At 67.0% G+C, this 14,025-nt stretch carries 10 protein-coding genes; 3 read left to right on the forward strand and 7 right to left on the reverse strand.

Annotated elements, in window-relative coordinates; genetic code table 11:
• The 6 genes from tgt to OOB33_RS02595 all read right to left on the reverse strand — a co-directional run bounded on the left by tgt (position 1) and on the right by OOB33_RS02595 (position 6,941).
• Positions 1–1,137 (reverse strand): tRNA guanosine(34) transglycosylase Tgt, encoded by a 1,137-nt coding sequence (gene tgt, locus OOB33_RS02570; RefSeq protein WP_102769021.1) that lies wholly within the window; start codon positions 1,135–1,137, stop codon positions 1–3.
• A 48-nt stretch (positions 1,138–1,185) separates the two neighbouring features.
• Complete coding sequence (locus OOB33_RS02575) at positions 1,186–1,620, reverse strand: hypothetical protein (RefSeq protein WP_271007526.1); 435 nt, start codon at positions 1,618–1,620, stop codon at positions 1,186–1,188.
• Positions 1,617–2,246, reverse strand: a complete 630-nt coding sequence (locus OOB33_RS02580) for an RNA polymerase sigma factor (RefSeq protein ID WP_271007527.1) — start codon at positions 2,244–2,246, stop codon at positions 1,617–1,619. The genes OOB33_RS02575 and OOB33_RS02580 overlap by 4 nt, the downstream gene beginning before the upstream one ends.
• Before the next feature lie 15 nt (positions 2,247–2,261).
• Positions 2,262–2,666 (reverse strand): DUF6249 domain-containing protein, encoded by a 405-nt coding sequence (locus OOB33_RS02585; protein ID WP_271007528.1) that lies wholly within the window; start codon positions 2,664–2,666, stop codon positions 2,262–2,264.
• Positions 2,667–2,874: 208 nt separating this feature from the next.
• Positions 2,875–5,670: a response regulator gene (locus OOB33_RS02590; protein WP_271007529.1), complete on the reverse strand. Its 2,796-nt coding sequence runs from the start codon at positions 5,668–5,670 to the stop codon at positions 2,875–2,877.
• The gene (locus OOB33_RS02595) at positions 5,667–6,941 is read right to left on the reverse strand and encodes an HD-GYP domain-containing protein (RefSeq protein WP_271007530.1); all 1,275 of its coding nucleotides are present in this window, start codon (positions 6,939–6,941) and stop codon (positions 5,667–5,669) included. Before OOB33_RS02595 ends, OOB33_RS02590 begins: the two co-directional genes overlap by 4 nt.
• 116 nt (positions 6,942–7,057) lie before the next feature.
• Here OOB33_RS02595 and OOB33_RS02600 point away from each other — a divergent pair, with 116 nt between their 5' ends.
• On the forward strand, positions 7,058–9,403 hold the full coding sequence (locus OOB33_RS02600; protein ID WP_271007531.1) for an ATP-binding protein: 2,346 nt from the start codon (positions 7,058–7,060) through the stop codon (positions 9,401–9,403).
• Here OOB33_RS02600 and OOB33_RS02605 read toward each other — a convergent pair.
• Positions 9,327–10,004, reverse strand: coding sequence for a response regulator (locus OOB33_RS02605; RefSeq protein WP_271007532.1), 678 nt, complete (start codon positions 10,002–10,004; stop codon positions 9,327–9,329). The genes OOB33_RS02600 and OOB33_RS02605 overlap by 77 nt on opposite strands.
• Positions 10,005–10,246: 242 nt before the next feature.
• On the opposite strand from OOB33_RS02605, the gene OOB33_RS02610 reads away from it, so the two are divergent.
• Entirely contained in the window at positions 10,247–12,715 is a 2,469-nt protein-coding gene (locus OOB33_RS02610; RefSeq protein ID WP_271007533.1) for a hypothetical protein, read from the forward strand.
• Between the two features lie 96 nt (positions 12,716–12,811).
• The gene (locus OOB33_RS02615; RefSeq protein ID WP_271007534.1) at positions 12,812–13,984 is read left to right on the forward strand and encodes a hypothetical protein; all 1,173 of its coding nucleotides are present in this window, start codon (positions 12,812–12,814) and stop codon (positions 13,982–13,984) included.
• Positions 13,985–14,025: the final 41 nt, after the last annotated feature.

A 14,025-nucleotide genomic window follows, 5' to 3' on the forward strand; every position in this document is an offset into this window, starting at 1 on the left:
CTAAACCCCTCGAGCGCGGTCGGCCGCGAACTTGGCCTGGAAAGCGGCGAAGCCGCCCTCGCCGGGCAGGTCCAGCGCGTCGCGCGCTTCCTGCATCAGGTTCAGGTAGTAGTGCAGGTTGTGAATGCTGGTCAGCATGGGGCCCAGCATCTCGCCACAGCGGTCCAGGTGGTGCAGGTAGGCGCGGCTGAAGGTCTTGCAGGTGTAGCAGGTGCAGGTTTCGTCCACCGGCCGCTCGTCGGTCTTGTAGCGGGCGTTGCGCAGGCGCAGGTCACCGAAGCGGGTGAACAAATGGCCGTTGCGCGCATTGCGGGTGGGCATGACGCAATCGAACATGTCGATGCCGCGGCTGACGCCTTCGATCAGGTCTTCCGGCGTGCCCACACCCATCAGATAACGCGGCTTTTGCGCGGGCAGCTGGTGGCCGATATGGGCCAGCACGCGCTGCATATCGGCCTTGGGCTCGCCCACCGACAGGCCGCCGATGGCATAGCCCGGCAGATCCAGCTCGGCCAGGCCGGCCAGGGAATGGTCACGCAGGTTCTCGAACATGCCGCCCTGGACGATGCCGAAGAGCGCGTTGGGGTTCTCCAGGCGGGCGAACTCGTCCTGGCAGCGCTTGGCCCAGCGCAAGCTCATCTCCATGCTCTTGCGGGCTTCCAGCTCGGTGGTGATGTGGCCCTTGGTCTCGTAGGGCGTGCACTCGTCGAACTGCATGACGATGTCGGAATTGAGCACCGTCTGGATCTGCATCGAGATCTCGGGCGTCAGGAAGAGCTTGTCGCCGTTGACCGGCGAGGCGAACTTGACGCCCTCTTCGCTGATCTTGCGCATCTCGCCCAGGCTCCAGACCTGGAAGCCGCCGCTGTCGGTCAGGATGGGTTTGTTCCAGCTCTCGAACTGATGCAGCCCGCCGAACTGTTTCATGATGTCCAGACCCGGCCGCATCCACAGGTGGAAGGTGTTGCCGAGGATGATCTGGGCGCCCATCTCCTCGAGCGAGCGCGGCATCACGCCCTTGACGGTGCCATAGGTGCCCACCGGCATGAAGATCGGCGTTTGCACGACCCCGTGGTTGAGCGTCATCTGGCCACGGCGGGCGTGGCCTTCGGTCTTGAGGAGTTCGAACTTCAGCATGAGCGCGATTGTCGCAGCAGGCGTGGCCGCCGGGGTGGGGGCAGCGCCTCAGACACCGCCATCCCAGCGGCCCAGGGCCTGCTGGGTCGAGCCCCAGGCCAGCCAGACCGCCAGCGCCAGCGGCGGCAGCCAGCGCTCCAGGCCCTTCAGACTCAGCGCCTCGGGCGAGGCCCAGGCGTGCATGCCCTCGGGCAACAGCCAGAGCAAGGCCGCCGCGGCCAGGCCCAGGGCCAGAGGCATCAGCCAGGCCAGCAGGCGGGCCGCGGCTGAAGGCTGGAGCACCGCGCTCGCCGCAGCACGCGGCGCCGGCAAGGCAGCCGGCAAGGCGGCCAGCACCGCGGCGCTGAAACCGGCGTCTTCGCTCAGCGCCGCGGCCTCCTGGGCCAGATCGGCCGCGGCCTCGCGCAGCAGGCCGTCCAGCCAGGCCTCGTCGGCAGCGTCCAGCCGCTCGCTGGTTTGCATCGATGGCGGGGTTGGGGTCATGGCAACACCTCTTCTTCAGTCGCGTGTGGCGCCCAGGCCTGCAGATATTCCTTGAGCTTGATCTTGCCACGCAGCACATGGGTCTTGAGCGTACCCAGCGGCCAGCCCAGCAGGGCAGCCGCCTCGCTGTGCGAGAGCTCGGCCAGATAGCAATGCACGATGGCCTCCTGCTCCGGCGCGCTCAGCCGCGCCAGCGCCCGGCCCAGGTCCAGGCGCAGTGCCACCTGCTGCGGCAGCTCGGCCTGTGCATCAGCCGCAGTCTCGCCCTCCCAAGCCCCATCGTCCTCCGCCAGGCTCTCGCTGCGTTGCGCCAGCTCGCTCGCGACCAGGCGCTGCTGTTGCAAAAAGCAGTTGCAGGCGATGCGGTAGAGCCAGCTGCGAAAGCGCGCCTCGCCGCGAAAACCGGGCAGCGCGCGGTAAGCCTGCAGAAAGGCCTCCTGCGCCAGCTCATCGGCACGCGCCGCATCGCCCCGCGTCAGGCGGCGCAGCAGGGCGCGCACCATGCCCTGGTGGCGCCGCAGCAGGCAGGCAAAGGCCGCACGATCGTCATGCAGCTGCACCTGGCGCACCCAGAGGCGGTCCTGGGCGTCTTGTGCATCCTCGCGACTGAAGGCCTCGTCATCCATGCGCGGAGCCTGATCTCAAACCTTTGCCTGAGCATCCTTCTGGCCGCGCGTCTCCACCCGCCACACGATCAGCAAAGCGATGCCGATGAAGCCCGGCAGGCAGCCGATGGCCCAGAGCCAACTGCCTGGGTTCATCAGGTAGAACATCACCGCCAAGCCGAGACCGGCGGCCACATTGATCGCGCCCGCTTGCAGGCCGCCGTTTGTACGTCGCCGCTGGGCATCAAGACTCGCCTGGCCATCCCCGGAGAGCTGATTCAAGAGTTCCGGCGGCAGAGGCTGGCCCTTGTCGGCCAGCTGGCGCAGGGTCTCGTGCAGCAGCTGCTCGCGCCGCATCTTGGCCTGGATGCCCATGATGATGGCCACGATGGGAATCATCAGCGCCATGATGGGCACCAGGAAGGGAAGGACGTGACGCATATTGAGGAAGTCCATTGGCGCTGCTCCTGCAGAGGTTGGGGGAATGCTCGGGCGATCAAGAAGAGAAAACTGATCGGGACGCAGGCTTGGATGCGCGGGTGGCGGTGTTTGGATTCATCCAGCGCCAAATAGTTTGGGCATGCCAGCTCGACCGCCCCGCATTCGAGGCCTAGGTGCAATGGGCGCAGTCTGCCCCGAAGCCGCTGCGCTACTTCTCGCCACCCGACGCGACGGCCTTCAAGGCATCGGCCAGTGCCGTCAAGGCGGCGACCGTGCCCTGCAGCTGCGCGGGCAAGGCGGCCAACCAGGTGGCGTCTGGCGCCTCGCCCTGTTCCAGCCGCGCTTCACCCTCGGCCAGCATTTGAGCCAGGCGCTCAGCGCCCAAGATGGCCGCCATGCCTTTGTTGGCGTGAACCTGCAACTGGGCCGCGGGCCAATCGCGGGCTTGCAGCGCCGCCTCGATCTGCGCCGGCAACTCGGCGGCGGACCGGGAAAAGCTCGCCACGCTCTTCTGATACCTCGGCAATTTGCCCATGAAACGGTCCATGGCCAGCTGGATCTCAATGCCATCGGCCAGGGCTTGCTCCAGCAAAGGCCCGGGTACCAGCAAGGTGGGAAAGGCAAACTTTGCTGTTTCTGCAACGCCCTCTGCTGCGCTTTCAATCGAACCGTCCGAGCTGCGCCCGGTGGGCCGGCCCATCTTCTGGATCAGACGCACCAGCCGGTCCAGGTCAAAGGGCTTGCCCACATGCTCATCCATGCCCGCGGCCAGGCATTCTTCGCGGTCCGAAGCCATGGCATTGGCCGTCATGGCCACGATGGGCAGACGCAGGCCCAGCTCCTCGCGCAAGATGCGGGTGGCCGTGTAGCCATCCATGACAGGCATCTGCACATCCATCAGCAAGAGGTCCACCGCCCCCGCCTCGGCCCGCATGAAGTCCACCGCCTCCTGCCCATTCGAGGCCAGGCGGACCGTGGCGCCGGCATCCTCGAGCAGTTCACGCGCGACCTGCTGGTTGTTGAGGTTGTCCTCCACCACGAGCAGGCGGATGCCTGCCAGCGGCGCCGCACCGGCGTTTGCAGCGGCGCCCTCCCTGTCGTGCTGGCCGTCTGAGGGCGAGGCCGTGGCTGGACAGAGCGCCTCACGCAAGGCGACCGCCATCAAGGGTTTGACCAGGAAGGCCTTCAGCAACGCCTGCTCGCCCGGTGTCAGCGCCTCCAGCTGCAGCGGCGTGCCACTCATCACCAGGGGCAGCTCGGCCCAGCCGGGCCGGGCACGCAGTTGCGCCAGGCAGGCCCAAACGTCCTCACCCGGCAGCCGTGCATCCGCCAGCACCAGGTTCAGCGCCAAACCTTCGGGCGCCGCCGCCATCCAGGCCTGCGCCTCGGCCACGCTGGCTGTCGCCACCACCTGCCAGCCTTCGGCCATCAACATGCGGCTCAGCAGCTCGCGGGCACGGGCGTTGTCGTCGATCAACAAGACCAGCCCCTGGCTCGCCGGTGCCGGAGCTTGGGCGCCATCAGCCTCGCCCTGCACCACCGGCAAGTCGAGTTGAAAGCTGAAACGACTGCCTTGCCCCAGGGCGCTTTCCAGCGTGATCTGGCCGCCCATCAGCTCCAGCAGGCGCAGGCTGATGGCAAGCCCCAGGCCCGTGCCACCGAACTTGCGCGTGGTGGATGCTTCCGCCTGGCTGAAGCCCGAAAAAATCTTGGCGTGGTGCTCTGGCGCGATGCCGATGCCGGTGTCCGTCACCGTGAACTCCAGCCGCACCGCATCCTCCAGGCGCTGCATGAGCTGAACGCCGACCACCACCTCACCGCTTGAGGTGAACTTGAGCGCATTGCCGGCCAGATTGATCAGCACCTGCAACAGGCGCAAGCCATCCACGTGCAGCAAGGGCGGCAACTGCGGGTCCAGATCGAACAACAGATCCACCGGCTTGGCGCCCACATTGGCAGCCAGGATCACCGACAAGTCGCGGAAGATCTGCGTCAGGGCATGCGGCTGCGGATCCAGCGTCAGCTTGCCGGCTTCGACCTTGGAGAAATCGAGAATGTCGTTGAGCAGCCCCAAGAGCGAACGAGCCGCGCCCTCGGTCTTGCTGGCGTAGTCGCGCTGGCGCGTGCTGAGTTCGGTGCGCTGAAGCAGCTTGAGCAGGCCCAGGATCGCATTCATGGGCGTGCGGATCTCGTGGCTCATATTGGCCAGAAAGCGGCTCTTGGAGCGCGAGGCTTCCTCGGCCTCCTGGCGGGCGTGCACAAAATCGCTGATGTCATGGAAGCTGTAGACCAGGCCGATCACCTCGCCACGATCCATCTGCGGGCGGACGCGACGCTCGAACAAGCGGCCGTTCTTGAGCTTGGTGATTTCACAACCCGCTTGCGAATCCAGGCCGACCTGTTGGCTGAAGGCCGTGAAGTCGTCTTGCAGCTGCCACGGCGTACTCAGCTGCTCCATCAGGAAGGCGATGATGGCTTCGCTGTCTTGCAGCAGCACCGCCTCGGGGATCTCCCACATGGCGCTGAAGCGGCGGTTCATATTGACGATATGGCCGGCCGAATCGAGCACCAAAACGCCTTCCCAGATCGACTCCAAGGTGGCCTGCAACTGACCCGACAGCGCCGCCAACTGGGCCTCGCCGCGCTTCAGGCTGGCACCGTCCCGCACGCGCAGCACCAAGACGTCTTCAACATCACCACGCAGGCGGCGGATCGACTTGATCACCGGCAGCGCCACCCCATCGCCGCAGATGTACATGGACTCGGCGTTGTCGATATCACTGCCCCCGCCCACGCGCACATCTTCCCAGTAGAAGATATCGGCCAGGCTGCTCTCCACCTCGGTGATGGCGCGGCCGACCAGCGGGGTGGCCTCGTAGCCCAGGGTGACTTCAGCCTGCCGATTGGCCGCGATGATCTGGAGCGACTTGGGGTCCACCACCAAGAGCATCTCGGAGCTCTGGTCGCACATGACGCGATCCAGGGTGGCAGGGTCCCAGCTCATGTGGGCTTGCCCCCGTCAAAGTAGTAATTGACGCGTTTGCGCGGTGCCAGGTACTCGTACACCGCTGCCGGCAGCTGGCTGGGGCGGTAGGCCTTGCTGATGTGGACATCGCCCTCTTCGTTGAGGTCCAGCATCATGGCCTCGCTTTTCGGAACGCCCGCGTCGTAGGTGATGACGGTGGGTTTGAGCGGCCGCGCGGCGTTGACGCGAATCACCAGGCCGATCACATCATTGGACAGGCCCACGATGGTGCCCGGCGGGTACACGCCCATGAACTTGATGAAGGCCTGCAAAAAGCGCGGGTCAAAACGGCTGCGCTGCTGGGCAAACATCTGGGACAAGGCCTCATGCGGCGTCAGCGAGTGGGCGATATGGGGCGCGTTGCAGAGGTTGTCGTAGGTGTTGATCACCGCCACCAGGCGCGCCAAGGGATCGATCGCCTCAGCCACCAGCTTCTTCGGGTAGCCGCTGCCGTCATACGCCTCGTGGTGCTGATGGATGATGTTGCACAGCACATTGGACAGGCCGATCTTCTTCGCCAGGTCCAGGCCGTACTGACAGTGCAGCTCGCGCGCCTCGCGCTCGAATTTGCTCAAGGGCCCGGCCTTGCGCATGATGTTCTCGGGAATGTCATTGAGCCCGATGTCGTGGAACACCGCGGCCATGCCCACCATCTTGACCAGCTCGGCCGGCATGCTCATCTCCTTGCCCAACACCATGGCCAGCACGGCCACATTGAGCGAGTGCAGATAGACATCCTCATTGCCGGGCTTGTCGCCCATCACCTGAATGGCCAGGTCCGGCGCCGCCAGCATCTCGTCAACGATGCCGCCGATCAGCTCGGTGGTGTCACTGAGCGCCTGCTGGGGCTGGGAGTAAATGGTTTTGTTGATGCCCTTGATGACCCCGGCGGCATTGGCAAAGGCACGCTCCACCCGCTCGATCTTCTCGCGGTGTTCGGCCATCTGCCGAATGCGCTGCTGCTTGGCCGCCATCAAGGCGGCCAGCTCGGCCTGGCGGGCCAACTCCTCCGCAGTGGGGGCGGCCGGGGGCTGCTCACTCTTGGGCAAAGGCTTCACATCGCTCAGGGATGGTGCCCAGCGCACGCTGGCCAGGCCCAGGCTGCGAATGGTCTGCAGCTGATCTTCGGTCTTGATCTTGAAGTTGTTGAAGTTGAAGGGATGCTCCATCCAACCCACATCCAGGTAGACGTAAACGCCCACACGCAACTGATCAACGGAGATGCGATGTTCGTTTTCTGATGCAGACATGGCAAAGATGATTTAAGCATGTTCCCAAGGGCTTGGGGCCGCCGAAGCCTCCTTCAAGCGCTGCCCCCAGGATCACCCCCAAGTCCGGCCAGGATCGATCACGGGACAATGGCTTCATGTTCCCACGCCTCGTTTTGCGCGGGTGCCAGCTCTGGCCCAGCCTGTTGATCCTCTTCGTCCTGTTTGGGCAAATCTCCCACGCGCAGGGCCAGGAGCGCCTGAACCTGCGCCAAGCCCAGTTTTCGCATGAGCTGGCGCCGCTTGAGCAAGAGATCAGCCTGCCCGACACCTGGCGCCAACGCGGTCTGCCCGCCCGAGGGCAGGGGCGCTACCGCTTGCACTTCACGCTGGACCATGCGCCCCCGCATGGCCAGGCCTGGGCGCTGCGCGCCGAGCGCCTGAGCCGGCTGCATCGCGTGCTGCTCAACGGCGCCGTGGTGCACGAGCAAGCCGATTCGGAGGCCATGCGCCTGCATGCCTCCCCGGCCCAAACCTGGCTGGAGCTGCCCAGCGCCCTGCTGCGACCGGGGCCCAACGAACTCGTGCTGGAGCTGTACTACCAGCGTCGTGCCGGCCTCTCCGACCTTTGGATCGGCCCCGCTGCCGAGCTGGAGCCCGGCTACCAGTGGATGCGCTGGCGCGAAGCCCAGCTGCCGCAGTGGATCAATATGCTGGCTGCCGGCTTCTCGCTGCTGCTTTTGCTGGTGTGGATGGAGCGTCGCCACGAACGCAGCCTGGGCCTGTTCGCCTGGCTGTGCCTGCTCACCTCGCTGCGCAACAGCGTGTACGGCCTGAGCCTGCCGCTCGCCTGGGTGCAAGCCCTGGACCTGTTTTTCTACCTGGCCCAGGTGGCGAGCATCCAGCTTCTCGGTCGCTTTGCCCTCGCCTGGTCCGAACGCGCCCTGCCCTGGTACCGCCACAGCCTGCGCTGGACCGCCTGGCCCTTGCTGTTGGGAGGGGTGCTGGCCTCGTGGCTGGGCGCCCTGGAAACCTGGCGCAGCTGGGCCTACCCCGTGGTGCTGCTGCTGGGCCTGCCGGCCCTGGGCCTGGTGGGGCTGCGCGCCTTCCGCGTCGGCGGCTGGCGCCGACTTGCCCTGGCGGGGGCGATGTTGCTGATGATGGGGGCAGCCGTGTTCGACTATCTGGTCGGTCAGGGTCGGCTCAGCGTCATGCATGCCTACGCCATGCCCTGGATCCAGCCTCTGGCCATGATCGCCTTCGCCACTTTGCTGGCGGAGCGATTGGTGGTGGCTTTGCGCCAGAGTGAGCGCCAGCAGGCCGAACTGGAGCGCCAGGTGGCCGAGCGCACCGCCCAGCTGCAAGCCGCCCATCTGGCCAAGAGCCGGCTGCTGGACGCCGCCAGCCACGACCTGCGCCAGCCTGTCACCGCCCTGGGCCTGCTGGTGGGCATGGCGCGACTCCAGACCCAGGAACCGCGGCTGCGCCAGCTGCTCGACCAAGCCGGCGAAGGCGTGCGCGGGCTTGAGCGCCTGCTCAAAGGCCTGCTCGATCATTCGCGCCTCGATCAACAGGACCGGCCCGTGCAAACCACGCCGCTGCGATTGCAGCCCCTGCTGGATGCGGTTTTGGTGCACGCCGGCCCGCTGGCGCGCGAGCGCGGCCTGCGCCTGCGCGTGCGGCCCTGCGCCTTGTGGGTGCGTTCTGAACCGCTGCTGCTGGAGCAGGTGCTGCGCAATCTGGTCAGCAATGCCATCACGCACACAAGCCAGGGCTCGGTGATGGTGGTCGCGCGCCGGCGGGGCGCCCAGCTCTGCCTGCAGGTGCGCGACAGCGGGCCCGGCATCCCGCCCGAGGCGCAGCAGCGCATCTTTGAACCCTTTGTGCAGCTGGGCAACCCCGCGCGCAGCCGACAGCATGGCAGCGGTCTCGGCCTGGCCATCGTCGACCAGGCGCTGCGCCGCCTGGGCCATTCGCTGCAGCTGCGTTCAGCGCCGGGCCGCGGCAGCTGCTTCAGCGTGCTGCTGCCGCACTGCGAAGCGCCCAGCGAAGCCTCCGCGGCGCCAGCGCCCAGCGGCCCCAGCGAGGCCGACAAGAGCCCGGCCGTGGCGCCGCAAACCATCTGGCTGGTGGAGGACGATGTGGAGCTTCAGCAGGCCTTGTCCCAACAGCTGGAAGCCTGGGGGCACTGCGTCTGCAGCTTCGACACCGCCGAGGCCTTGTGGGCGCAATGGCCGGCGCCGCCCGACCCGGCCCCCGACTGGGTGCTGGCCGACCATCGCCTGCCCGGCATGAAGGGTGAAACGCTGCTGCAACGCATCGCCAGCCTCGGCGGGCCCAGCCGCCTGGCCCTGATGACCGCCGACCTGGACCCTGCCTCGGGCGCCATCCTGCGCAGCGCCGCATGGCCGACGTTGCAAAAGCCCTTCAGCCCGCAGGTGTTGCAAGCCTTGCTGTCGCAGACGACAACAGCGCCGGTTCTGCCGACCAAGCCGGCAACCTGAAGCCCAGCCGGGCCGCCACCACCATGGCCTCGGCGCGACGGCTCACATTGAGCTTGCGAAAGATCACGGCCAGATGGGTCTTGACGGTGGATTCCGACATCTCCAGCCGCCGCGCAATCGACTTGTTGCTGAGGCCGCGCAAGAGCAGGCCCAGCACCTCCTGCTGGCGATCCGAAAAATGCGGGGTTTCGCCCAGCTCCTCACTCTGCAGCCGAAAACTGGCCGGCAGGGCAATGCGCCCCTCCAGCGCCGCCGAGAGCTGCGACCAGAGCAGCTCGAAATGCGCCGTCTTGGGGATGAAGCCGGCCGCGCCGCCCTCCAGGCAGGCCAGCACCGTGGCCGGGCGCTCGTCCGCCGACACCACGATCACCGGCACCCATTCCAGCGCTTCGCGCAAGCGCTGCAGCGCATCGAGGCCTTGTGCATCGGGCAGCCCCAGATCGAGCAGCACCAGATCGGGCGCCCCCTGAGACTCGAGCCCGGTCAGCAAGGCGCCCAGGCTGGCGTACTGCAGGCATTGCATCTGCGGGTGCGCCTGTGACAACAGGGCCACCAGCCCCTCCCTCAGCAGGGTATGGTCATCAACCAAGGCGATGTTCATGAGCGGAAATTATGTCAGCGGCCCATGACAGGCCAGCTCGGCGCGCGCCCCGAGGCAGCTCGCCAGATGTTTCGGCAAAAACCCACACCTCGGCCAAATGGACGATGGTGTGCCCGCTGAGACGGTTCTAGCATCCGCTCCGCTGCAGGCCGCCTCGCCTCGGCGCGGGCGCATGAGCGGCCCGCACCGCCGGCGGCCCTGTCATTCCGTCTCGTTTGCAGCTGCAACCAAAGGCCCGACCCATGAAAGCTCCGCATCCCACCCTGGCCGCATTGCTGGCCGCCAGCCTGCTCTCCGCCTGCGGCGGCGGCGGTGGTTCTGATCCAGCCCCTGCACCTGCGCCCGCACCGGCGCCAGCCCCCGCACCGGCACCTGCGCCCACTCCGGTGGAAGTCAGCGGCGTGGCCTCCAAGGGCTTGCTGGCCAAGGCCATCGTGCGCGCCCACCCGGTCAAGGACGACGGCCAGGCCGACCTCGCCACCGTGCTCAAGGAAACCGAGACCGATCAAGACGGCAAGTACACGCTCAGCGTGCCCACCACGCCCGGCAAGCTCTACGTGATCCGCATCAGCGCCAAGGCCGATGGCAGCACCACGCAGAAGGATGAAATCACCGGCCAGGCCCAGGCCCTGCCCGCCAGCTTCGCCTTGCGCGCCGTGGTGGCCGCCAGCGCCAGCGTCACCAAGACCGACCTCAACATCACCCCCTTCACCGAAATGGCCACCGCCGCCGCCGAGAAGGCCAGTGGCGGCCTGACAGTGGCCAACAAGGACCAGGCGCAGTCAAATGTGGTGCAGATGCTGGGCTTCGATCCGGCCAAGGTGAAGCCCACCGACATCGCCAACGCCAGCACCGACGAAGAGAAGAAGCTGGCCGTCATGCTGACCTCGGTGGCCCAGCTGGCCAAGGACGGCGCCCTCGGCTGCGCCGACCAGACCCAGGCCGGCGAGCGCGTGCGCTGCGTGGTGCAGAAGCTGGCCGAATCCGCCAAGATCGATTCGACCAAGCCGGGCACCGTGGGCGGCGTCAATGTCGCCGACAAGCTGGTCGAAGCGGTGAACAAGGTCGTCACCACGCCCGAGCTGAACCAGGGCAAGGTCGACGACAAGATCGTCAACGTGGCCCTGGGCAACCTCAAGGGCGACGGCAAGCCGGCCCCGATCAGCAACAGTGGTGACGTGGCCGCCGCGCGCAAGCTCTTCGACGAGCTGCGCAGCTCGGCCCAGGCCCTGGTCAAGCCCGATGCGGGCGCCACCACCGGCGCACTTCAGAAGGAGGCCGAACGCTTCGGCGCCGCGCTGGACAGCGTGGAGGCCCCGGTCATGCTGGCCACCCACACCAGCTCGGCCCTGCTGGGCGGTATCCAGGGTCTGATCGACTACAAGGAAGGTCTGGGCCCCAACAACGGCGGCGGTCTGTACGGTGAGGTGCCCGGCGGTCCGGCCCAGCTCAATGCCGTGGGCTGCACCATCTACCAGGACGAGGCCCGCACGGTGGCCGCCACATCGGCCGACAACGCCCGCTTCCTGGGCTGCTCGGTGCGCTATGGCGTGACCGCCTTCAACGATGTCAACCAGGGCGGAAAGTACGTGCTGGCCCATGTGCGCCATCGCCTCTTCATCACACCCGGCAGCAATGCCGGCGAGTACAGCTACAGCGCACGCGCCCAGGCCATCGTCTGCAAGGACACCAACTTCTGCTCCACCGGCCAGGCCTTCAAGGTCTACGACCTGCAATCCCAACCGGCCGTGGATTTCAGCGGCACGGTCAAGGTGACGGTCGAAGCCCTGCGCATCAAGAGCTTTGAGATCCAGGGCGAGCTGCCGGCCAAGTTCAAGGACGAGGTGTCGGCACCCAAGAGCTCGGCCGACATCCTCTACAACCCCAACGGCAAGGCCAGCTTCAGCCTCAAGGGCAGCCGCAATGTGATCGTGCCGGCCACCGCCAAGAAGGGGGATGTGGAGACCGTCAACGTCGAGGGCAAGCTGGCCATCTACAAAGACGGCGCCGGCAGCCTGGACAGCGAGCTCTCCATCCTGACCGGCAGCCAGCTGCAGAGCGTGGTCGTCGCCGACGGCTCGCAAGCGCGCGAAATGGGCGGCTTCAATCTGCAGCTGCTGGCAGGCACGCCCAAGGCCGAGATCGAAGGTCAATTCAAAGTCTCCCAGCTGGTCAACGACAAGAGCGGCAAGACCCTCACGCCCAGCGAGGCCCTGCTCAGCGGCGCCGTGCGCAACAAGGGCGATGATGGCAAGGCCCAGGCCAGCTTCTTCGCCGGCAAGATCAGCGCCAGCCTCACCGGCTATGCCCAGTACGACGACACCCTGCCCAAATCCGCCACCAACAACTACAAGGTCAGCCTGGCCCTGGACGGCAGCCTCACGGCCGACCAGCGCCCGCAGCTCAAGCTCAATCTGGGCCTGAGCAGCTCGGCCTGGAGTGGCGCCAACGACGCCAAGCTGGACGGTCAGTACAAGGTGCTGAACAAGGACAAGGTCGAGACCCTGGTCATCAACCTGAGCGCCAGCCAGGCGGCCAGCGACGGCAAGGCCAGCTTCAAGCTCAGCGAAGCCACCTCGGGCCTGAACTTCGCCACCGACGGCAAGCAAAGCGTGCTCGACCTGAAGAAGGGCGATGTCAAGATCGGTGTGATCGACCTCGACAGCAGCCGCATCACCTTCACCAACGGCGAGTTCTGGTCGCTCAACTGAGCCTGAACCACCACCTTGGGGCCAGCCCTGGCTGCGCCCCGCCACAACGGGGGCATCATGCCCCCGTGTTCTTTTGTGCGCCCAGGAAGCAGCCACATGCCCGCTCCACTCCCCTTCATCGCTCGCTCAGCACCTCTCACCCTGAACCGCGCCTGGCGGGCCGCCTGGCTCTTGCTGGCCAGCAGTGCCGCACTTGCCCAGGGCTCGAGCGCCGGCCTGAGCCTCAGCCTCAGCAGCGAGCGCTTCAACGATGCCACCCGCCTCAGCCAGATGGGCCGCGAAGGCGCGCCCGCGCTGCAACCCCGCGCGGGTGACAACCTCGCGTACGAGGAGAACGAGATCCGCCTGGCCTGGGACCAAGGCCCCTGGCGCTTGAGCGCCCTGGGGCGCCAGAGCGCCAGCATCGTGGCCGGCGCCTCGGGCCTGCAGCTGGCCCAGGGCCTGATCGAACGCCGCAAGCCCGGCCAGGATCAGGACTACCGCGTCGACCTCAGCTACCGCGGCTTCTCGGGCCTCGGGCTGGCCCTGGCGCGGCGTTGGGGCGAAGCCAGCCTGGGCAGCCAGGGCTGGCAGGGCCAGCTGGAGCTGCAAGCCCTGCAGCTGCGCCGCCTGCGCGAGACCGAGATCCACGGCACGGCCCGTTACCAGACGTCTTCACAAAGCTATGCCTTCGATCTGCAAGGCCTGCGCGTGCAGGACACGCTGCGCTTTCCCTTCCAGCAGGATCACCCGCGCCAGGGCTGGGGCCTGCTGGCCCAGGCGGAGCTGGGCTGGTGCCAGGCCGGTGTCCAGCCCTGGTGCCTGTCCCTGCGAGGCGAGAACCTGGGCCAGCTGCGCTGGCGCCAAATGCCGCAGGAGTGGCTGCAGCTCTCCACGCAAACCCAAAGTTATGACGAAGACGGCTACCTGATCTACAAACCCATGCTCAGCGGCCGCTACAGCCAGACCGCCTACCGCCAGCAGGCGCGCCAGCGCTGGACCCTGCGGGCCCAGGGCGAGACCGGCTGGGGCCGCGCCCAGCTGCGCCTGATCCGGCTGCAGGGCTACGGCCCGCTGCTGCCCGAGCTGGGCATGGACTGGGCCGCGGCCAACGAAGGCTGGAGCCAGAGCCTGGGCTTGCAACGCTGGGGCCTGCACTGGGCCGCGCACGAGCGCCGCCTCAGCCTGCGCCTTCAGGGCACGCACTGGCAGATGGCCCTGGGTGGTGACCGGCCCGGCGCCGGTGCCCGGGCGCGCGAAGTGAGCCTGGCCTGGCATCAGCCTTTCTGAGCCGCGCGCCCGGACTGGCTGTGGGTGCTCGGGGACAATCG

It is taken from the genome of Paucibacter sp. B51 (assembly GCF_027863535.1).
In the GTDB taxonomy this organism is placed as follows: domain Bacteria; phylum Pseudomonadota; class Gammaproteobacteria; order Burkholderiales; family Burkholderiaceae_C; genus Paucibacter_A; species Paucibacter_A aquatilis.

Excerpts from the sequence above, each read along its gene's own strand:
- tgt (WP_102769021.1), bottom strand. The coding sequence starts at position 1,137 with ATGCTGAAGTTCGAACTCCTCAAGACCGAAGGCCACGCCCGCCGTGGC.
- OOB33_RS02575 (WP_271007526.1), bottom strand. The coding sequence starts at position 1,620 with ATGACCCCAACCCCGCCATCGATGCAAACCAGCGAGCGGCTGGACGCT.
- OOB33_RS02580 (WP_271007527.1), bottom strand. The coding sequence starts at position 2,246 with ATGGATGACGAGGCCTTCAGTCGCGAGGATGCACAAGACGCCCAGGAC.
- OOB33_RS02585 (WP_271007528.1), bottom strand. The coding sequence starts at position 2,666 with ATGCGTCACGTCCTTCCCTTCCTGGTGCCCATCATGGCGCTGATGATT.
- OOB33_RS02590 (WP_271007529.1), bottom strand. The coding sequence starts at position 5,670 with ATGAGCTGGGACCCTGCCACCCTGGATCGCGTCATGTGCGACCAGAGC.
- OOB33_RS02595 (WP_271007530.1), bottom strand. The coding sequence starts at position 6,941 with ATGTCTGCATCAGAAAACGAACATCGCATCTCCGTTGATCAGTTGCGT.
- OOB33_RS02600 (WP_271007531.1), top strand. The coding sequence starts at position 7,058 with ATGTTCCCACGCCTCGTTTTGCGCGGGTGCCAGCTCTGGCCCAGCCTG.
- OOB33_RS02605 (WP_271007532.1), bottom strand. The coding sequence starts at position 10,004 with ATGAACATCGCCTTGGTTGATGACCATACCCTGCTGAGGGAGGGGCTG.
- OOB33_RS02610 (WP_271007533.1), top strand. The coding sequence starts at position 10,247 with ATGAAAGCTCCGCATCCCACCCTGGCCGCATTGCTGGCCGCCAGCCTG.
- OOB33_RS02615 (WP_271007534.1), top strand. The coding sequence starts at position 12,812 with ATGCCCGCTCCACTCCCCTTCATCGCTCGCTCAGCACCTCTCACCCTG.